The sequence below is a fragment of the Thermonema sp. genome, assembly GCF_026003375.1.
GTDB lineage: Bacteria > Bacteroidota > Bacteroidia > Cytophagales > Thermonemataceae > Thermonema > Thermonema rossianum.
Map to the genome: position 1 here is coordinate 447033 of NZ_BPHD01000003.1, position 19647 is coordinate 466679.

At 49.6% G+C, this 19647-nt stretch carries 18 protein-coding genes; 10 read left to right on the forward strand and 8 right to left on the reverse strand.

All coding sequences use genetic code 11. The features are described from left to right. Nucleotides 1-48: 48 nt before the first annotated feature. A complete protein-coding gene (locus QVE43_RS11600) occupies nt 49-957 on the reverse strand; it encodes an MBL fold metallo-hydrolase (RefSeq protein ID WP_288007323.1) in 909 nt (302 codons plus the stop codon). A gap of 126 nt (nt 958-1083) precedes the next feature. On the opposite strand from QVE43_RS11600, the gene QVE43_RS11605 reads away from it, so the two are divergent. Next, nucleotides 1084-3420: a DUF5686 family protein gene (locus QVE43_RS11605; RefSeq protein ID WP_288007325.1), complete on the forward strand. Its 2337-nt coding sequence runs from the start codon at nt 1084-1086 to the stop codon at nt 3418-3420. On the opposite strand, the gene QVE43_RS11610 is transcribed toward QVE43_RS11605, so the two are convergent. Beyond that, nucleotides 3400-4584, reverse strand: a complete 1185-nt coding sequence (locus tag QVE43_RS11610) for a glycosyltransferase family 4 protein (RefSeq protein WP_288007327.1) — start codon at nt 4582-4584, stop codon at nt 3400-3402. The genes QVE43_RS11605 and QVE43_RS11610 overlap by 21 nt on opposite strands. 139 nt (nt 4585-4723) lie before the next feature. On the opposite strand from QVE43_RS11610, the gene QVE43_RS11615 reads away from it, so the two are divergent. The 4 genes from QVE43_RS11615 (at nt 4724) to pgk (ending at nt 11189) form a co-directional block, all read left to right on the forward strand. Continuing rightward, nucleotides 4724-6094: a hypothetical protein gene (locus tag QVE43_RS11615; protein ID WP_288007329.1), complete on the forward strand. Its 1371-nt coding sequence runs from the start codon at nt 4724-4726 to the stop codon at nt 6092-6094. Nucleotides 6095-6116: 22 nt separating this feature from the next. Beyond that, nucleotides 6117-7469 carry a hypothetical protein gene (locus QVE43_RS11620; RefSeq protein WP_288007331.1) on the forward strand — a complete coding sequence of 451 codons (1353 nt, stop codon included), beginning with the start codon at nt 6117-6119 and terminating at the stop codon, nt 7467-7469. A gap of 90 nt (nt 7470-7559) precedes the next feature. Then, nucleotides 7560-9878: a tetratricopeptide repeat protein gene (locus QVE43_RS11625; protein WP_288007337.1), complete on the forward strand. Its 2319-nt coding sequence runs from the start codon at nt 7560-7562 to the stop codon at nt 9876-9878. 123 nt (nt 9879-10001) lie between these two features. Next, on the forward strand, nt 10002-11189 hold the full coding sequence (gene pgk / locus QVE43_RS11630; RefSeq protein ID WP_288007344.1) for a phosphoglycerate kinase: 1188 nt from the start codon (nt 10002-10004) through the stop codon (nt 11187-11189). Between the two features lie 420 nt (nt 11190-11609). Here pgk and QVE43_RS11635 read toward each other — a convergent pair whose 3' ends face one another. The 4 genes from QVE43_RS11635 to holA are packed head-to-tail and all read right to left on the reverse strand — an operon-like array spanning nt 11610 to nt 14154. Then, nucleotides 11610-12389 (reverse strand): geranylgeranylglyceryl/heptaprenylglyceryl phosphate synthase, encoded by a 780-nt coding sequence (locus QVE43_RS11635; protein ID WP_038031494.1) that lies wholly within the window; start codon nt 12387-12389, stop codon nt 11610-11612. Continuing rightward, nucleotides 12307-12795 (reverse strand): hypothetical protein, encoded by a 489-nt coding sequence (locus tag QVE43_RS11640; protein WP_038031496.1) that lies wholly within the window; start codon nt 12793-12795, stop codon nt 12307-12309. The genes QVE43_RS11635 and QVE43_RS11640 overlap by 83 nt, the downstream gene beginning before the upstream one ends. After that, a complete protein-coding gene (locus QVE43_RS11645; RefSeq protein WP_038031498.1) occupies nt 12785-13111 on the reverse strand; it encodes a hypothetical protein in 327 nt (108 codons plus the stop codon). The genes QVE43_RS11640 and QVE43_RS11645 overlap by 11 nt, the downstream gene beginning before the upstream one ends. Then, nucleotides 13108-14154, reverse strand: a complete 1047-nt coding sequence (gene holA / locus QVE43_RS11650) for a DNA polymerase III subunit delta (RefSeq protein ID WP_288007355.1) — start codon at nt 14152-14154, stop codon at nt 13108-13110. The genes QVE43_RS11645 and holA overlap by 4 nt, the downstream gene beginning before the upstream one ends. An 81-nt stretch (nt 14155-14235) precedes the next feature. Between holA and QVE43_RS11655 the strand changes: the two genes are divergently transcribed. From QVE43_RS11655 to QVE43_RS11675, 5 genes are all read left to right on the forward strand, one after another. Further along, a complete protein-coding gene (locus QVE43_RS11655; protein ID WP_288007357.1) occupies nt 14236-15594 on the forward strand; it encodes a C1 family peptidase in 1359 nt (452 codons plus the stop codon). Nucleotides 15595-15662: 68 nt separating this feature from the next. Next, the gene (locus QVE43_RS11660; protein ID WP_288007360.1) at nt 15663-16199 is read left to right on the forward strand and encodes a hypothetical protein; all 537 of its coding nucleotides are present in this window, start codon (nt 15663-15665) and stop codon (nt 16197-16199) included. Continuing rightward, the gene (locus QVE43_RS11665; RefSeq protein WP_038031503.1) at nt 16183-16815 is read left to right on the forward strand and encodes a DUF4159 domain-containing protein; all 633 of its coding nucleotides are present in this window, start codon (nt 16183-16185) and stop codon (nt 16813-16815) included. Before QVE43_RS11660 ends, QVE43_RS11665 begins: the two co-directional genes overlap by 17 nt. A gap of 32 nt (nt 16816-16847) precedes the next feature. Further along, on the forward strand, nt 16848-17471 hold the full coding sequence (locus tag QVE43_RS11670) for a DUF4254 domain-containing protein (RefSeq protein ID WP_038031504.1): 624 nt from the start codon (nt 16848-16850) through the stop codon (nt 17469-17471). 3 nt (nt 17472-17474) lie between these two features. Further along, nucleotides 17475-18521: a glycosyltransferase family 9 protein gene (locus QVE43_RS11675; protein WP_288007363.1), complete on the forward strand. Its 1047-nt coding sequence runs from the start codon at nt 17475-17477 to the stop codon at nt 18519-18521. Nucleotide 18522: 1 nt separating this feature from the next. Here QVE43_RS11675 and QVE43_RS11680 read toward each other — a convergent pair whose 3' ends face one another. After that, complete coding sequence (locus tag QVE43_RS11680; protein ID WP_288007365.1) at nt 18523-19023, reverse strand: low molecular weight protein-tyrosine-phosphatase; 501 nt, start codon at nt 19021-19023, stop codon at nt 18523-18525. A gap of 22 nt (nt 19024-19045) precedes the next feature. Continuing rightward, nucleotides 19046-19606 (reverse strand): aminoacyl-tRNA hydrolase, encoded by a 561-nt coding sequence (pth, locus tag QVE43_RS11685; RefSeq protein ID WP_288007368.1) that lies wholly within the window; start codon nt 19604-19606, stop codon nt 19046-19048. Between the last annotated feature and the right edge of the window lie 41 nt (nt 19607-19647).

A 19647-nucleotide genomic window follows, 5' to 3' on the forward strand; every position in this document is an offset into this window, starting at 1 on the left:
CTTTTGTGCAAGAAAAAAATCTACTTTTTTGCACCGCCTTTGTTCTCTTTATTGATTTTCAGTTTTTTGTTTTTCGAACTTCTTTTTCCAGTAGCGCAACAAACCTGCCACACTCATAAAAGACGGATTGGCTGCTTCATAGCGTGCGATTTGCTGTTCGTTCAGGCCGGCAGCGCGCAATTGGCTGTGCACAAAGTCTTGAAAGAGGGGTACTATCTCTTGTGCGGGGCGCCCGGTTTCGGCATGGGGGCGCATCCAGTCTGCCCAAGCATGCAGGCGCTCTTGTAGCTCTTGCAAATGAGCCTGCACATCGGTGTATGCGCCAAAATGAGTGAGCAGTAATTGCCCGGGCGCTTGCTTGCGCAGGATTTCGATGGATTGGTCCCAGGCTTCCACGTCTATGTCGGGTGGAGGACAGGGCGGCACCACCAAGCTGCCGCCGATACGCACGCCGGCCACATCGCCGGTAAACAAATGGTTTTCTATTTGCCACGCCACATGATGAATGGCATGGCCGGGTGTATGCCATGCCTTTATGCGGCAGTTGCCAATGTGCAGCTCTTCGCCGTGCGACACCGTGTGCAAGCATGCTTCCGGAATAGGCTTGAGTGTGCCCCACAGGCGTTCCATTTGGTCGCCATAGATGCGCTGCGCCGATTGTAGCAGCTTGGAAGGGTCGGCCATATGGGGCGCGCCAATGGGGTGCATATACACCGGAATGCCTTTTTGTGCGAAGTACCATGCAGCGCCGGCATGGTCTAAGTGAATATGTGTAACCAACACGGCATCAAGCTTAGCGGCAGACTTGCCCAGGGACTGCAGGCTGCCTTCAAGCTGCCGGATGGTAGAGTAAGGACCGGTTTCTATCAAAATATGGGTGTCGCCGGCTTCAACTAAAAAAGCAGCAATGGCTTGTGGAATATCCAGAAAAGAAAGGTCAAGCGTGTGTACTTTCATGTTACTTTTTATCTTTGATTTCCGTTTGGAAAGGAAGATACTAAATTTTGCCTTATGCGTTGCGCTGCGTTGTGCTTATTGGGAATGCTTTTATACTTACCGCTATTGGCTCAACAAAAGGGGCGTTTGATTGATGCTCAAACCAAGGAACCCCTGCCTTTTGCCAACATATGGGTAAGCGACTACCAGCTGGTATTTACTACAGACGACAGGGGCTACTTCAGCCTGCCCGATAGCCTTACCAAAGGTAAGGTGGTGTTTTCTTATGTAGGATACGAAACACTGACCGATACATTGCCGCTAAGACGGCGTGTGATTGGCCTGCTGCCTACCAGTTATGCCATTGGCGAAGTGGTGGTGGCAGCTGCCGAAGACCCGGCGGTGGGCGTTATGCGTGAGGTAATACGCCGCCGAAAGCAACACAATCCGGCGTTTTACGATTCTTACCGCTTTAAAAGCTACAATCAGCAGCTGGCTACTGTCGATTTGCCGGCCGACCTCTACGAAAAATCATTGCTTGACACGGTCACCCGGGAATTGATAGAATTCTTGGATAAACGCTACTTCTTTTTTGCTGAAAACATCAGTGTCAGCGAGTACAAGCGCCCGGGCTATGTGCATACGGAAGTGATAGCCAACAAAATGATGGGTTTTCAAAGACCGGAGTTTGCCTTGCTGGGTGAACAGATTATGCCGTTTTCTCTTTATGAAAGCCCGTTGAAGATTTTGGGGCGCACGTATGTGAATCCTGTGAGTCCGGGGAGCTGGCGTATTTTCGACTTTGTTTTAAAAGATACTTTGGCGGGCATAAACGACACCATTTTGGTGGTTGCCTTCGAGCCATGGGAGGTCAATACCGCTGAAACACAGCTGAAAGGTATTCTGTATGTGCACCTGCCCGACTATGCCTTGAAAGGGGTAATGATAAAAAACGCCACGCCCAAAGTGGAAGTTGCTTTTCAGATACATCAACTTTACGAAAAAGTGGAGGGGTACTGGTTCCCGCGTCAGTTATCGGTAGATTATGTATTCAACGAGATACGTCTCAGCACGCAGGACAGCACCGGTTCGGGAGGGGCTTATCCTTTGCGTTTTGTCAACCGCACACGCATAGAACAAGTGGCGTTGGGGGTGCAGTTGAAAAAGAAAGCAGCCGTAGCTTTTGAAATCCATCCGCAGGCGCATCGCTTCAATGAGTGGGAAAAGGTGCGCCCCGATTCCCTTTCCGAAAAAGCCATGGCCACCTATGCTTGGGGCGACTCGGTGAGTAAAGCTACCGGTTTTGAAAAGAGAATAAATAACCTTTTATCTACGGCTTGGTATCAAAGCATTCCTTTGTTGCACTATTTTGAGGTGCCTTTCAATTCCCTGCTTCATTACGACCAATACCAAGGTTTGCGCCCGGGGGCGGCACTCTACACCGGTCATCGCTTGTGGGCGCCCTTGCGTGTGGGCGGCTACGCAGCCTATGGCTTTCGAGATGCTGCCTGGAAATATGGAGCTGACGGAAGCCTTCTGCTGTGGAAAGACATCAACCTGTCTGTTTGGGGCGGCTTTAAGCATGATGTGGAGGAACCGGGACAACTGCACTTTGAACATGACCTGCATGCCGGTGCGATGGCGGGCGGCTGGCGTGCGTTCTATGCCGAGCGTATGAGCGTGGTAGATAGCTGGCGTGCCGGCATAGCCTTGCAGCCTTTGCCGGCTTGGCATCTGCTCGTAGGTTGGGAAGAAGGACGTTACCGCCCACAATTTGACTATGCTTTCATGCAGGAGCCCGGTAGAAACGATTTTCTGTTTGCAGAAAGCAAGCTGCAGTTGAGCTACACCTTCGGGGAGCGCTATGCATGGACTGCCGGGCGTCCCCGCTTGATAGCGGCAGCTTATCCCCAATTGCTGCTTGCTTATGCACAGGGCTGGCGTGTGGGCAATGAAGGCTATGATTATCGCCGGCTTCAGTGGATGGGGCGTTGGAACCTGCCTTTGCTGCGCCTTGGCGAATTGCGCTTACGAACCGAAGGCGCGCGTGTGTGGGGCGAAGTGCCGGCTTTGAAACTGATGCATGGGGCAGCTGCTTATGACCCGGACCTTTGGTTTGAAGCCCCGGAGAACTTTCAAACCATGGGGCTGTATGAGTTCCTTTCCGATACCTACGTCATGGGGGCTGTGGAATTATGGTCGCCTACCTTGAATCTTTTTATCATTCGTCCGCGCGTGGGAGTGTTGCAGAAAGCGGCTTGGGGCACCTTGGCAGAACCTGCCCTGCACGGCAATATTGCCTTTCAAACCATGGAAAAGGGGTATTGGGAAAGCGGTTGTGTGCTCGATGGGCTTTATAGTATGGGCAGCTTTTTTTCGAAGTTACGTATAGGTGCCGGGGTTTTTTACCGCTATGGTGCTTACCAACTGCCCGCTGCGTCCGATAATTGGGTGTTCAAAGTGTCATTCCGGACAGGATTTTAGCAAACCATATTTATGCAGGGCGCTTAACCACTTACGTGTGAGCTGCCTTCTATGAAAATAGCGCTGTGCCACCCGGCGTGCATTTTGTTGCATGCTTGTGCGCAATTGGGCGTCCAGTAGCTTTTCTATGCTTTTTTGCAACTCTTCGGCACTGTGCACAACAAAGCCACAACGATAGCGCCGCAACACATGGGCGGTCCATCCGGGTAGCGTCGATAAAGCGATGCGTCCGGCGGCCAATCCTTCAAAAAACTTATTGGGACTGCCGGTATCTATCCATGGAATAGGTGCAAAGCAGACCCAAAACGCATCGTGCCCGGCAAATGCCTCTTGCACGGCTTCGGCATTGCCGGCCGGCAACCACCGGACCATCTTTTGCATGCCGTGTTGGTCAATATACGCTTGCATGGCTTGTTTTTGTTTGCCGTTGCCCATGATGCTGAGCCGCACCTGCTGTTGCAAAGATGGCGGCAAGGCATGCAGCCATTGAAGCATACGCAGACAGTCATTGGCTTCGCCCAAACTGCCGGCATACAGCATACGCAAAGGTACAGAGGCAGAGCAATGAAGCGGCACTTGAAAAAATAAGTCATCCGCCATATTGGGAACACACACTACATGCTGAATACCGTAGCGTTGTTTGATATAGGCTTTCATGGAGGGCGATACGGCTACTACCAGCCGTGCATGCCGGTACACTTTTGCCGTGAGGCTGTATAGAAGTTTTTGCAGCAAAGGCAGCCGTTTGAAGAATCCCAAAGCAAAAGGAATTTCGGGCCATAAATCCCTTGCTTCAAACACATAAGGCTTGCCGCGCAGGCGGTGGGCAACATAAGCCACAAAACCTACGGTGAGCGGCGTGGAGGTGGCATACAACCAGTCGTAGCGGTCAATGAAGGCATGATATAAAGCGAGCCCGGCATACTGAACGAATGCCCACAAACGTTTTATCCAAGAAAAGAGGTTGTCATAAGGAATATAGTAAGTCTTCACTTGCAGGCGCTTGGGCAGTGGGGGACCGGAAGGGGCGCTCTTTTGTTGCCGGCTGCTGATAACCTTTACATGACAGCCCGCTTCGGCAAGTGCCGTGGCCAGGTAATAAGAGCGGCGCGCACCATTTTGTGCCGGCGTTTTGAAGTATTGATGCAGGTATAAAATCTTCATTTTTGAAAAATTGCCCTTGTGAATTTTTGCCTTATTTAAAGGTTTGTAAAACTTTCTATTGCAAAAAAGATGAATTTTCTATCTTTGTTAATCAAGGCTTAACCGTTTCATTACACAGTATAAATTAAATGTAAGCAATATGAAAAAACTTAGACTATTTGTAGCGACCATGCTTTTGGGAGTGAGCTTTGCATATGCTCAAACCGTTGAAAAGAAGACCTTACAGACCGATGAGTATCAAGGGGAAGTGGAAGTATGTACGGACTGCCGGGTGCAGCCGCAGGCAGCGCTTACTTATTATTTTCTAAAAGACGGTAAAGTAGAGAAAAGCAAGGGAAAAGTAGAGGGCACAGTACTTCATGGCAAAGCCAAGCTTTTTAATGAAGGCATGGAGCCCGGCACCGAAGAGTTGATTATGGAAGGCACTTTTGTGCAGGGGCTGCCCGATGGTGAGCTTAAGCACTATGTGTTTGGTGTGCTCGAGCTGGTGGAAGTCTTCGACAAGGGACAGCTTAAAAAACGAGTATATTATACTCCCAAGTCGGAGGGCGAAGGGGTAGAGATAGACCACACCGTGGAATACCTGGGCAAAGGACCGGAAGGCGTCCGCGTAAAGGTGGCTTATCATACGTTTGCCAGCCGTATTGAGGGCGAAGGTATTGAACAGGAGCGCAACGGCGAACTGATTCACATCTTCGACGGTGTGTATAAGCGCTTCTATTTTTACAAAGACCAGGAAGAGCTCAAAGAAGAAGGTACCTACCGCATGAACAACCGGGTGGGCGAATGGAAAACTTACTACAACGATGGAGTAGTGGGCATACGTACCTATGACGAGCAAGGCTTATTGGTGTCAGAAAAATTCTTGAAAGACGGGCAACCTTTCACCGGAACAGTGGTGGATGAAATCTTTAACCATCGTATCCGTGTGGGTGAATATGAGGTGAAAGACGGCTTGCGCAATGGGGTATCCAAGTTTGCCTACCGCAAAGACACTTACCAAAAGCAAGTGAACTATGCCAACGGCGTACCCATAGACAACTACAACGACACGCATGCCTTTCGTGCTTTTCTGAAAAACCGCACCATCGTGAAAGAAGCCAAGTTGAAGCTGCAATGCGACCAGCGTGGAGGCGGGCTCTTTATTGATAAGATTCAATATACCGATAAAAACGAAGCCATTGTGTATGTGCACTTCCGGGCGCTTTCGCTGAAGCCCTACTCAAGCGTCTTTACCGGAGCACCCGGAGCGGACGATGCTTTTGCCGCTATTGACATAGCTACACAGAAAGTGTTTCCTGTAAAAGCAATTTTCAACATAGAGTTGCCCCCTTCATTTTATCCCATCACCTTTGGCGAGCAAATCAGTTTTCAGTTGGTGATTGGCGGCTTAAGTCCTGCCAATCGTTTCATCAGCATAGTTGAAGGTGACCCATTAAATTCGTATATTGTAAGAGAAGACGGCACCGCTCAGTATCTATGGGGGTGCTACGAGGTCAATGTGAAATAACAACTCTAAATCTCTATGTACCATGAAAACTTACCTGCTCTGCTTGGCGCTGGGCATTCCCTTGTGGGGAGCCGCCCAACAGTTTCAGTCAAAAATGGAAAAGATTGAAACGGACGAATACAAGGGCGAAGTATCGGTATGCACCAACTGCACCGGTATCAAGCCTGAGCCTTCCAAGGAGTACTTTTGGTTGGAAAACAACACAGTGCAGAGTGGGGTGGGTATGCTTAAAGGCACACCTCTCCATGGTGAAGTGAAGCTTTACATAGAAGGACTCGATGGCGAAAAGCAGCTCATCATGGAGGGGCATTTTTTTGCCGGTTTGAAAGACGGCATGGTAAAAAACTATGTGTTTGGCGAACTGGAGACAGAAGAGCTTTATGAAAAAGGTGAATTGAAGCGTGTTGACTACTACTTCCCCGGCAAAGAAGGCGTTGATAAAAGGGTAGAGTATTTAGGACGGGAAGGACAACAGTGGAAAGTACGCTTTACCTTTTTCTCTACGGCCGGCGAAGTGCAAGCCGAAGGCTACCGCAAGCCTGTGGGCGACAGTTTCAATGAGTTTTTTCATGGGGCTTATAAAAAAATATTCATAGACAGCACAGGAAGCCCCTATGTAAAAGAAGAAGGGCGTTATGATATGAACCGCCGGGTAGGCGAGTGGAAAGAATATTATCCAAACAATAATGCCTATTGCCGGCGCATTTATGATTATGACATACTGAAGAAAGAAACTTTCTTGACTGCCTCGGGGCAGCCATTTACCGGGGTCATTGAAGACCGCAACGCTCCTCTAAGCCGTGTGTATGCACGCATAGAAGTGAAAAATGGATTAAGAGACGGCAAAACCGAAGACAGCTATCGTAGTGGTAAACCTTCCCGCACTCTGCTTTTTGCTCAGGGCAAGTTGAAAGAAGGGGCAGAGTCTTTGGAAAGCTTTTTGGCACAAAACCCCGTGCAAAAAGAAAAGCAACTTTCTTTTCAGTGTGACCAACGGGGCGGCGGCTTGTATGTCGATAAAATTCAATATACAGCCGGAGGCGCATTGGTCTATTTCCATTTTCAGAATATTACGCTACACAACGGAGCCGTTGTGTATACCCCTGCGCCCGGCACCGACAACGCTTTTACAGCCTACGACATAGCTTCCGCCACTCAATTTCCTGTAAAAAAAGTGTTTGGCATCCCCACAGCCCCGGCGTATATGCCCATGGTTTATGGGGAGTTGATAGCTTTTGTGCTGTACTTTGAAGGGCTCAAAGAAAATCATCGCTTCATTTCTTTGATAGAAGGCGACCCCGAAAACCCCTATATTATCGATGACAACGGAAATACCACCTATAACTGGGGGTGCTACGAGCTGAGTATCAGATAAGCCATGCGCTTGATTGATAAGTAAAAAACTTGTTTATAGAAAAAATATTTTCTATAATTACAATGTAGTATGGCAAATAGCGTGTAAGTTATGCAAAGAATAAAAATCGCTTTTTTACTGTTGCTTGCCTGCCTCTTGTGGGCAGTGGATGGCCGGGCACAGAACGTAGAGCAGCTGATTGAACAATACAATACGGCTACTTCGCCTGAAGCAAGGGCTGAAATAGCCTATCAGATAGGGCTGACCTACGAAGCGCAGCGTGTCTATTCCAAAGCAATAGAGTATTATGAAAACGCTGCGAAAATGATGCAAAACGTCCCGGTTGGCCGTTTTGGCTTTGAGCAGCGCATCAGCGTGATGGAGCGAAACGCTATTTGTCATGCTGAATTGAAAGAATACAAGAAGTCAGAAGCAATTTATAAGCAGATTCTCTTCATTTACCGTCAGTGGGGCAATAAAAATGGGGAGCTTCGCACTTTGGAAGCCCTTGCAGAAGTGGCATCCAAGGCCGAAGATTACCGCCATGCGCTTGAATATACCGAAGAGGCTTTGACCTTGGCCCGGCAGATAAACGACAAACGCAGTCAATTTAAGTTGTACAACAACCTTGGTTTCTTGCATAAGAAAGTGAGTTCGCCGGAGCGTGCACTTGAAGCCTTTGAGAAAGCCTACGCTTTGGCAACAGAAAACCCCGACATCTTTAAAAAAGCCGAACAGGCGGTGGTTTTGCAAAACATAGGAGTATTGTATACCAACTTGCGGCAATACGATAAGGCAGCCGATTATTATAACCGGGCTTTGGCGATTGCCACCGAAAGCGGCGATAAGTCGGAGATGGCCAATATATACAACTACATAGCCATCAACGAAATGCTTTCCAACCGCATGAATAAAGCCTTCGATGCGGCTGAAACTGCCATTAAGCTGGCGCAGGAAGCCGGCGACAAACAAACGCTGGTTTTCAGCTATAAAGTAATGGAAGATCTTTACAAAAGCCGCAAGCGTTACGATAAAATGGCAGAGTACGAGCAAAAACGTTTGGAAGTAGAAAACGAACTGCGTGTACAAGAAGAGATCCGTCAGCGCGAGCAGCTGCGCTATCAGCTGGAGCTGACACAGCGGGAAGCTCAATTGCGGGAAGCACAGCTGGCAAGAGAAAAAGAACGTGCCGAGCGTGAGCGCTTGGCAAAAGAAAAGGAGCTACAAGATGCACAACTCAAATTGGCAGAAGAAGAACGCTTGCGGGCAGAAAGAGAAGCTGAGCTTGAACGTCAGCGACGCCTTGCCTTGGAGCGCCAGCGGACCATTGAACTGGAGCGGGCACGTGCCGAAGCAGCCCGCGAAAAGGCTGCCGCTGACTCTATTGCCAAACTGCAGGCAGAAAAAGCAGCCGCCGAGGCGCTGAAAGCACAACAAGAAGCGCAAGCCCGTGCCAAGGCTGAAGCCGAAGCCCGTAAGCAGGCAGAATTGGCAGCTGAAAGAGAAAAAGAAATTAAAAAGTACTACATACTGGTATTAGGCTTGGCAGCAGCGGTCATTGTGTTGGTGATCGTAGGGTTGATACAAACCCGTAAAACCAATAGGACCCTGGCGAAGAAAAATGAGGAAATCGAAAGGCAAAGAAAAGAGTTGGAGCTGCAAAACGAACGCATCCAAAGCAGTATCAAAGCAGCTAAAACCATTCAACAGGCAGTCTTGCCCAGCAATGCTATCTTTAGTGTGCTGTTCAAAGAGTATTTCGTGATTTTCTGGCCACGCGACGTTGTTTCCGGCGACTTCTATTGGGTATATCTCAAAGGCACCAAAAAAATTGTAGCCTCGGTTGACTGTACGGGACACGGCGTTCCCGGCGCATTCATGAGCTTGATTGGCAACACCCTGCTGGACAAGCTGATAAAGCTGCAAAACATGACCGATCCGGATGCCGTGCTGGAAAAACTGCATAAAGAAGTGCGTTTGGCGCTGCATCAGGAAGAGTCGGAAAACCGCGATGGCATGGATGTGGCATTGGCAACCATCGAAGATAAGGACAGAGAAACGGTAGTGGTTACTTTTGCCGGCGCGCGTCGTCCTTTGTATTACATTGAGAAGGGCACTACCGAAGTAAAGATTGTAAAGGGGACACGCCGTTCTATCGGCGGGGTGCAGAACGAAGACCTGCACTTTGAGCGGCATGTAATTGAAATGCCGAGAGGAAGTTATATCTACTTGGGAAGCGATGGTTTCATCGATCAACAAAATGCAACGGAGCGCAAAAAATTTGGTGAAAAACGCTTTGTAGAGCTACTTGCTTCTATTGCTACGGAACGGCTCGAAAAGCAAAAAGAAATTTTGGAGCAGACCTTGCGTGAATACATGAAGGGGACCGAACAGCGCGATGATATCTCTTTGGTAGCTGTTCGCGTTTAGGCGATACGAACGCTTTCTGTTTCCTTTGAGCAGCTCTTCAGACCTTGGAGAGCTGCTTCTTTTTTAGCAAATTGCACACGTTTCAACTCACATTGTCCATTCCTAAAAAATCACTTATTAACTATGTTATATCTCGACCAATACAATTTTGCGGGAAAAAAAGCGCTGGTACGTGTCGATTTCAACGTGCCTTTGAATGAGCGTTTTGAAATCACCGATGACACCCGCTTGAAAGCCTCTTTGCCTACCATCAAAAAAATATTGAACGATGGGGGAGCCGCCATTTTAATGTCTCATTTAGGGCGCCCCAAAGGGGAGCGCGAAGCGCGCTTTTCTCTTAAGCACCTGGTGGGCTATCTGGAGCAGGCGTTGGGCACCAAAGTGCACTTTGTAGATGACTGTGTAGGTGAGAAAGTGGAGGCGGCTGTGAAGCAACTGCCGGCAGGTGAAGTGCTTTTGCTTGAGAACGTGCGCTTTTATAAAGAAGAAACCAAAGGCGATGAGCAATTTGCCAAACAGCTGGCAGCCTTGGGCGATGTGTACGTGAACGATGCTTTCGGCACAGCCCACCGTGCACATGCTTCTACGGCAGTAGTAGCCCGTTTCTTTAAAGACAAAGTATGTGGCTACGTCATGCAAGCCGAGTTGGACAACGCGCGCCGCGTGATGGAAGAGGCAGAGCGCCCTTTCACAGCCATCATTGGAGGGGCAAAAGTGTCGGATAAGATATTGGTAATTGAGCGCCTGCTTGAAAAGGTTGATAACCTCTTAATAGGGGGCGGAATGGCCTACACTTTCTTCAAGGCATTGGGAGGCGAAATAGGCAGCTCCATCGTAGAGGAAGATGCCTTGGATTTGGCGCGTACTCTCTTGAAGAAAGCGGAAGACAAAGGGGTGCAGCTGCTATTACCGGCCGACTCGGTGGTGGCAGATGCTTTTGCCGAAACTGCCAACACCCAGATTGCCCCCAGCAATCAGATACCTGCCGGATGGATGGGATTGGATATTGGTCCTGAAGCCCGCAAGCAGTTCCACGAAACCATAGTACAATCGAAGACGGTCTTGTGGAACGGTCCTATGGGCGTGTTTGAAATGAAGCCTTTTGCCGAAGGAACGAAGGCCGTGGCAGAGGCTCTGGCAGAAGCCACAGAAAAGGGGGCATTCACTTTGGTGGGAGGCGGCGATTCGGCCGCAGCCGTCAACCAATTGGGATATGCCGGGCGTGTGTCTTATGTATCCACCGGAGGCGGTGCATTGCTCGAGCTGTTTGAAGGAAAAGAACTGCCCGGCGTGAAGGCGCTGGAGTCATAAATCAAAGCCTGCTACTATGATGTACGCCCCTTGCAGACAACATGCCTGCAAGGGGCTTTTAGCTTTTTTAGGTGAGGCCGGGTTTACCTTGAATATGAGCAGGAAAATGGGTGCAGCCGCCGGCTTTTTCTTTAAAGAAAAACAACTTGCTTTCCGCACTTGAAACAGAAGGCAAGGACAGAAAAAATAAAGAGACTTGGAGGGTCCAACCGCTTGGGGCATGTTGAACGAAGTGAGAAATCCCATGCTCACCAAACTAAGCAACAAGAAATAAAGTAGATTTCCTGCTTGCGCTGAAAGCACAAGGGGCGCGCAGCGGCAAAACAAGAAGCTCGAAAAGCCAAAAGCATTTGAAACAACCAAAGCTTAAGGCAGCAAACAGCAGTACAAAACCTAAGGCAACTTTTAGCAAGCAAAAACCTAACGAACATCCGAGCCGTGCTTGCTTGCCTGCTGTGCCGCGCGGCACATGTCATAAACCAGGTGCGGCTCTTCTTCAAACGCATTGCCTACCACTACCACATCGGCACCGGCTGTCCAGGCCTGTTGGGCTTGTGCAACCGTGCGTATACCGCCCCCGATGACCAGCGGGGCTTCAATGGCTTTGCGCACTTGGCGTATCATGGCCGGTGGAATGGGCGTGAGTGCCCCACTGCCGGCGTCCATATAAACCAGCCGCATGCCCAGCATCTCGCCTGCCATGGCGGTGCAGGCAGCAATGTCGCTTTTGTTTTGAGGAATAGGCGCTGTGTTGCTTATGTAGGTGACGGTAGTGGGGGCACCACTATCGATGAGCATGTAAGCAGTAGAGATGATTTCCAAACCGCTGCGTTTGAGTATAGGCGCAGCCAACACATGCTGTCCAATCAAGTATTCGGGATTGCGCCCCGAAACCAGTGATAAGAGCAAAATGGCATCGGCCGAAGCGTCTATGTGCAGATTGCTGCCGGGAAAAAGAACTATAGGAATGCCGGCAGAATAGGTGCGTATCCACTCGATGACCTGATGGAGACGGTCAGAGACAATAAGGCTTCCACCAACAAAGAAGAAATGAGCGCCTGCTTCGCATGCATGCGCCACCAAACGTTGGCAGCGAGCCCGGTCGGTATCATCCGGATCAATGAGTACTGCCAGTGCCTTCTGTCCTTGCTGCCGGAGCGTCTGTATTTTCGGAAGCACTGTGCCCATGCGCTTGTGCATTGATGGTTTGTTCTGCGAATTTACGAATTTGTTTGCTCAGTTCATGTGCCAGAAGGTGAGCGGCTTCTTTTTGAAGGTAGTCCCACAGATAATGCCAGGCATTTTTTTTCTTGGAAGCATGAAGGTAAAGCGGGGTTTGGGCAGCCGGCGAGGCGGAAGGCAAGGCGGTGTATTTCCGTTTTTTCTTTCGTGAAAGAAACCACTGAATGCCGGCAAAGACCACCACGCCTACGGCAGCACCTATGGCTATTTTTTTTGCGCGCTCTTGCCAGCGTGCAGCTGTTTCCGTGGCTTGCCGCACGAGCGCTTCTTCATATTCTGCCTGAAGTTTTTTTAGCAGAATTTTGCGCTCTTTTACCGAAAGACTTTGATAAGCAGGGTCTTGCAATAGCTGTTTAAGAGACATGTACGTTGTCTTTTATTTTGTTCACCAAGCGTTGATAGAAAGGAAATCGTTTACGGGACAGAAGAAAACCAACAAGCAAAAGCAAGGAAGTACCACCAACAATGAGAAAGCCCAGAAAGTCGCTGTGCAGCCATGCATTTATCCAAAATGCTATGCCCAAACTGATAAACAGCAGGGTAGAAGAAAGCAAGGTACTGATGAACAACAAGCTGACCAGCGAGTGGGCTACGCTGTCGATACGCTCTTCAATATCGACCTTGCCTTGCTCATAGCGTAGCAGCAGATAGTCCTTTAATAACTCTTTCAAGTCACTCATGATTGTGAAGGTATAAAAAATTGATACATCATATCTTGAAGAAGGGCGGCATCGGAGGCCGGGGCGGCATCGACGCCTTTGGCACGCTTATCGGCTTCTAAAAGCACTTGCAGCATGTGATACAATTCCTGCACCCGGTATCGCCTGCTGGCTTGCACATATTCTTTTACAAAAAAGGGATGCACTTCCAACAAGGCTGCCAAGGCTTTTTCTGACTTATCGGGGGCGTGATGCACCAGCAATAGCTGATTGACATAACGGTAAAGCATGGCAATGGTTGGAATGGCAGGCATTGCCTTCGGATTGCGCGCAGCATAACGAATGATTTTTATACACTGCGCCAGCTGTTTTTGCCCCAGGGCTTTTTGCAGTTCAAACACATTGTATTCCCGGCTGATACCTACGTATTCATACACAGCTTGCGCTTTGATGACTTTTTCTTCGCCTTCACCGAAGTTCAGCAGTATTTTGTCTATTTCATGACTAAGGCGGCTCAGATTATTGCCCACGTGCTCAAAAAGCAGCTGAATGGCCGTGGGTTCTATCTTGGCACCTTTATTTTGCACATACTCTTCGATCCATTTGGGCACTTGGTTGTCGTACAAAGGTTTGGACTCTACCACTATGCCCTGCTTCTCTATTGCCTTGTAAGCCGCTTTGCGTTTGTCGAAAAATCCCCCCTTGTGGCACAAAACCAAGACCGTAGAAGGCAAAGGAGCCTGCGCATACTTTTCCAAGAGTTTGAGGCTTTCGCTTTTTTTCAGGTCTTTGACCGCTTGAAACTCCTTGACAAGCACCAACCTGTGATCGTACATCATGGGGAAGCTGCGCGCATGATTGACCACATCGCCTATGCTGATGTCTTTACCATAGAGTACACTTTGGTTGAAGCTGCGCGCTTCGGGGGGCAAGAAAAAATGTTCGAAGTAATGGGCTATTTGGTCAATAAAAAAGTCTTCTTCACCGTGCAACAAATAAATGGGCGCAATTCCCTGCTTCGATTGCAATTGTGACAACACTTCCCGGGCACTGACAATGGCCATAAGTTCAAAAAAGGCTTTATATTGAATGAAACTTTTGGCTAATTTACCAAAAACTATAAGAATGCTGAATATCCTTTTTTTATGACTCTTTACGTCACAAACATACTGCTTATTCTATTGACCACTTTGACGGCTTCGGCACAAGGCTATATTTACGACTCGTTGGCCTATCATCGTGTGCCGGTCATTGCCCCTTTGAACCGGGCCGCCCTGACGCGGGCGCCTTCCCGTTTCAGTTTGCGCCAATACTGCCCTACACCCCAAAACCAGGGCGACCGCGGCGACTGTGTAGGTTGGGCAGTGGCCTATGCGGCACGCACCATTTTGGCAGCCCGGCAAAAGCAGTGGGCAGGCGAAGAAATTACCCGCAAGGCTTTTTCGGCAGCCTTCGTTTACGACCAGGTGAAGCCCATGAACGACTTGAACTGTACGGCCGGGGCTACCTTGCCGGCAGCTCTGCAGGTATTGAAGGAAGTGGGCGCCTTGCCACGCTATCTGTATGGCGACTCCTGCCACCGGCAGCCCCTGCGCCCCGACTGGCTGCTTATGGCGGAAGCCAACCGTCTGACACACTACCAACGTTTGTTTGACAGCGATGCCCCGGCAAAAGCTTTGTATATCAAAAGAAGCTTGGCAGCCGGCAAGCCGGTAGTGGTGGGCATTCGCTGTTGTACACATTCGTTTCTGTTTCCGGCCGGTGAGGTGTGGCAGCCCCAACCCAATGAGCAAATAGAAACGGGGCAGCCTTACGGCGGGCATGCCCTTACGGTGGTCGGCTACGATGATGCACGTTACGGGGGCGCTTTTGAGGTGATGAACAGTTGGGGGACCGGCTGGGGCAAGGGCGGTTTTTTGTGGATACGCTACGAAGACATGGAGCGCATTTGTTTGGAAGCCTTTGAGCTGAGCATGGCACTGCCGGCACCACCTTTGCAAGGCGAGCTCATCGTTGAAACCACGGATGGGTATCCCCTGCGTTGGCAGCGGACTGCTGCGGCCGGCGATGAACGTTTCATAGTAAAACAGGAAGCACCCGAAACGGCGTCTTCTGACTTATTGTTGCATGTGTCGCTTGAATCACCTGCTTTTTTCTACGTCATTGGCATGGTAGGGCAGCAGGCCGTGCCGCTGTTTCCGGGCAGAGGCGAAAGCGACTTGCTGAGTTACAGCGCCGCCGACTTGCGTATGCCGCTAGAGGTAGAAGGCAAGAGTGTGGATCGCTACGTGCTACTGGTCAGTCATGAAGCCTTGCATTTGCCTTCCATCTGTCAGTTGATTAGCTATAAACCAAGCGATGAAAGCTTGCAAAAACTGCTGCAAATCATTTCTGTGCCGGCAGAGCAAATTGTTTATGGCAATAAAATTGTATTTAAGCAGCAAAGTATAGAGCAAAAAGGCGTGCTTTCGCTTTCTTTGGTCGTAAAGGCAGGCGAAGAGTAAAAAAACGGCTATCCAATAACCTTTAGACGGAAGTTTTTCGTTATTAAAAAGACAAAACAGCTTTTACGATGATGAATAAAATCAATTTTTTGCCTTTGATGGCTGCTTTTGTTCTTACTTTGCTGGCTTCGTGCAGTAAAAAGGACAATAGCCCCAAGCCCGAAGACTGGCTTACGGCAGAGCGGTGGTATGCCTACAGGGCCGGTGTGGCCGTAAGCATTGCCGGTGTGCCCGTTGACAGCCTGGGAGAAGATACCACGCTCGACAGCATCGCATTGGACTTCAAGAAGGACTACACCGCCCAACTGCTGGAGCTGACCCCACAAGGTACTTGGGAAGTAACTTCGCAAGGCACTTGGACACTAAGCGCCGATGCCAAAACGTTGGAAATAAAAAATGTGAGTTTTTTGTCGCCGGGCATCGATTCGTTGCTGCAGGCATTCAACATAGATGTGCCACAGACTTACCAGGTGCGAAAGCTTACAGCCGATGAGTTGGAACTGTACACGGACATAGATACCAGTGTGCCTTTGGCGGGCTTTCCAATTCCTGTTCCGGTTGGTATCCAGCTAACTACCTACTTCAACCATGAAGAGCAGCCGTAAAACCCCTTTTACCTTTGCACGCATCCAATACCGCTCGGGCGATTGGTACACCGACGAGCGTATGCCCACGAATTTGCTTCACTCTTTGATTACCTATACAACCCTGCCGGTAGAGCCCAAGGAAAAGGTGGTTTCGCTGGAGAGCGACGAAATTTTTTACTATCCCTTTTGCTACATGAGCGGGCACCGCTTGGTGCAGTTCACCGACAAAGAACGCCGGACCTTTGAACGCTATGTGCGTAATGGCGGTTTTGTCTTCGTCGATGACTGCAATCACGACATCGACGGTTTGTTTGCCAAGTCTTTTGAAAGGCAGATGGCGGTTATTTTTGGTGCGCAAGCGCTTCGTAAGCTGCCCAATACACACCGGCTCTACCACTGTTTTTTTGAATTTCCGGAAGGGCCACCGCCCACCTCTTATGAGCTGAACGGTTGGGGCGACGACTTGGTGCACGATTACCTGAAAGCCATAGAAATTGACGGGCGTATAGCTGTGCTTTACAGCAACAAAGATTATGGCTGCGAGTGGGATTACGACTACCGGAACAAACGTTTCCTGGTGGAAGACAACACACGCTTCGGCGTGAATATCATCCTTTATGCTTTGATGCAATAAGCAAAAAGCGTATTTTTGCCACAAAAAAAACGATGGAAAGACCCCAAGCGCAAGCCTGCATCCGTATATTTGAACAGTCTATAGAAGATTACCATCGTCACGACGACGTAAATGCCCCCATGCAGAATCCCTATCCGGAAAATACTTTGGAATACCTGCTCTATAAAAAGAACTGGATAGACACGGTTCAATGGCATTTGGAAGACTTGATTCGCGATCCTGAAATAGCGCCTGAAACTCTGGTCCAGTTGAAACGCCGCATCGATGCTTCGAACCAGGAGCGTACCGATACCGTGGAGCTGATGGACGATTGGTTTTTGCAATATTTCGAGCAGCAAAAAGTGGCACGCAAGCCCCACGCACGCATGAATTCCGAAACGCCGGCATGGCTTTTAGACCGCCTTTCTATCTTGATGCTCAAGATATACCATATGCGGGAGCAAACCTTGCGCACCGACGTGGACGAGCAGCATATCGCCAAATGCCGGCAAAAGCTTGATGTCTTATTGGAGCAAAAAGAAGATTTGGCGCGCTGTTTCGATGAGCTCATAGAAGATATTCTCAACGGCGAGCGCTACATGAAGGTGTACCGTCAAATGAAGATGTACAACGACGCTTCGCTCAATCCTGTTTTGTACAAAAAAGCAAAATCATAAGCAGTGCGCCTGTTGGTTGTTCGTTTCTCTGCCATGGGCGATGTGGCGCTTTTGTTGCCGGTGCTGGTGTCTGTCTTGCGACGGCATCCGGACGTGCAAATAGACGTGCTCACGCGCCCTAAGCTGGCTTCCCTCTTTGAAGGTATCGAGCGCTTGCGCCCTGTGCCGGCCGACGTCGATGGTGAGTATAAGGGCATAGGCGGGCTATGGCGCTTGGGGAAGCACCTGCAAATCAGGCAATACGACTATTTCATTGATGCCCATCAGAACCTGCGGAGCAATGTGCTCAAAGCAATCGCCCATTTGCAGGGCGTCCGCTGCTTGAGCATTTCTAAAAACAGAAAGCTGCGCAAGCGTTTTATACGGGAGCGGGCTGCTTTTGCCCTGCCCCATGTTACTGACATGTATGCAACCCCATTCCGGCAGTTGGGGCTTGACACTGATTTGCTGCCACCGCCATACCTTATTCCTTCAGCAGAAGACGAACAAGCCATTGACAACTTCTTGACCTCTGTGGCTTTGCTGCCCAAGTCTTCGCCTTGGATGGGCATTGCGCCTTTTGCTTTCCACGAAAACAAACAATGGGGCGTGCATAAAGTAGAGGCGCTGCTGCGCCTGATAAAGGAACGCCACCCGGAGTGGCATGTCTTTTTGTTTGGTGGGGGCAAAAAAGAAGCCGCTTTGATGGATGCTTTGTGTGCTTTGCATCCCGGCCGCGCAATCAATATGGCCGGTTGTTTGTCGTTGCGCCGGGAATGGCTTCTGATGCACCGCCTCGATGCCATGTTGAGCATGGATTCGGCCAACATGCATTTGGCCGCCTTGGCCGGCATTCCCGTGGTGTCTGTATGGGGCGCTACACACCCGCATGCCGGTTTTGCCCCTTTGTTTCAGCCCGCAGAAAACATGATTCAACGCGACGATTTAGACTGCCGTCCTTGCTCTATCTTTGGGAGCAAGCCTTGTGTGCGCGGCGATAAGGCATGCATGGAGCGAATAGAGGCAGCGCAGGTGATGGCGCGCCTCGAAAAAGTGGTGTTGTCTGTCTGAATCAAGAAGGCATTTCTTGCAACAGTTCGCTGTGCTCTTTCTTGATGAAGTCCAAGAACGGACGCAACGAACGGTCAAGAATTTGATACACCTCTTCAAAGTCGGACAGGTCGCCGTAATAAGGATCCGGCACTTCCGATTGAGGGGCTATGGGATCAAACGCACGAATCAACATGATTTTACTCTTGGCATGAGGGCAGCCTTGTGCCAGCCGCTCCACGTCGCGCAAATTGCTACGGTCTGCAACCAGTATGTAATCAAATGTTTCGAAGTCTTCACGATGGATTTGACGGGCACGGCTGTTCAATAAGATACCATGCTTTTCGGCGGTTTGGCGGGTGCGGCGATCAGGAAGCTCGCCTATATGCCAAGAGCCGGTGCCGGCCGAATCCACCATCACTTTGTTTTCCAGTCCTTCTTCTTTGAGCAATTTTTTGAAAATTCCTTCTGCCATAGGTGAGCGGCAAATATTGCCTAAACACACAAATAATACCTTTATCATAGCTGTAAAATGGTTTTAAAAGTTAACGGTTGAATTGGTTCATGGTTTGGGTAGCCCCAATGGTGGCAAAGCTGAGTACGGCTTGCGCTGCTTTGTCTAAAATGGCGGGCAGTTGCTTCTGCTCTTCATCATTAAAAGGCGACAGCACATAGTCGGCTTGTTGTCCTTTGGGAAAGTCATTGCCTATGCCCATGCGCAAACGGGCATATTCGTTGGTTTGAAGCAGCTCTTCTATGTTGCGAAGCCCGTTGTGTCCGCCATGTGAGCCTTTGGTGCGCAAGCGCAGCTTCCCGAACGGCAGGGCTATATCGTCGGTAATGACCAGCAAGTTTTCTACCGGAATTTTCTCTTCTTGAAGCCAATAACGGACGGCCTTTCCGCTCAAGTTCATGTATGTAGAAGGCTTCAGCAAAATGAGCTTACGCCCGCGATGCGAAAGCCGGGTTATGTCGCCATAGCGCTCTGTTGTAAATGAAAGCTCTTTGCCGGCTGCCAGGCGGTCAAGTACCATAAAGCCTATATTGTGGCGGGTCATTAAGTACTCGTTGCCGGGGTTTCCCAGTCCTGCTATCAAATATTTCATCCTTGTATGCGATTCGGTTCTGTATGACAAATGGCAAAGAT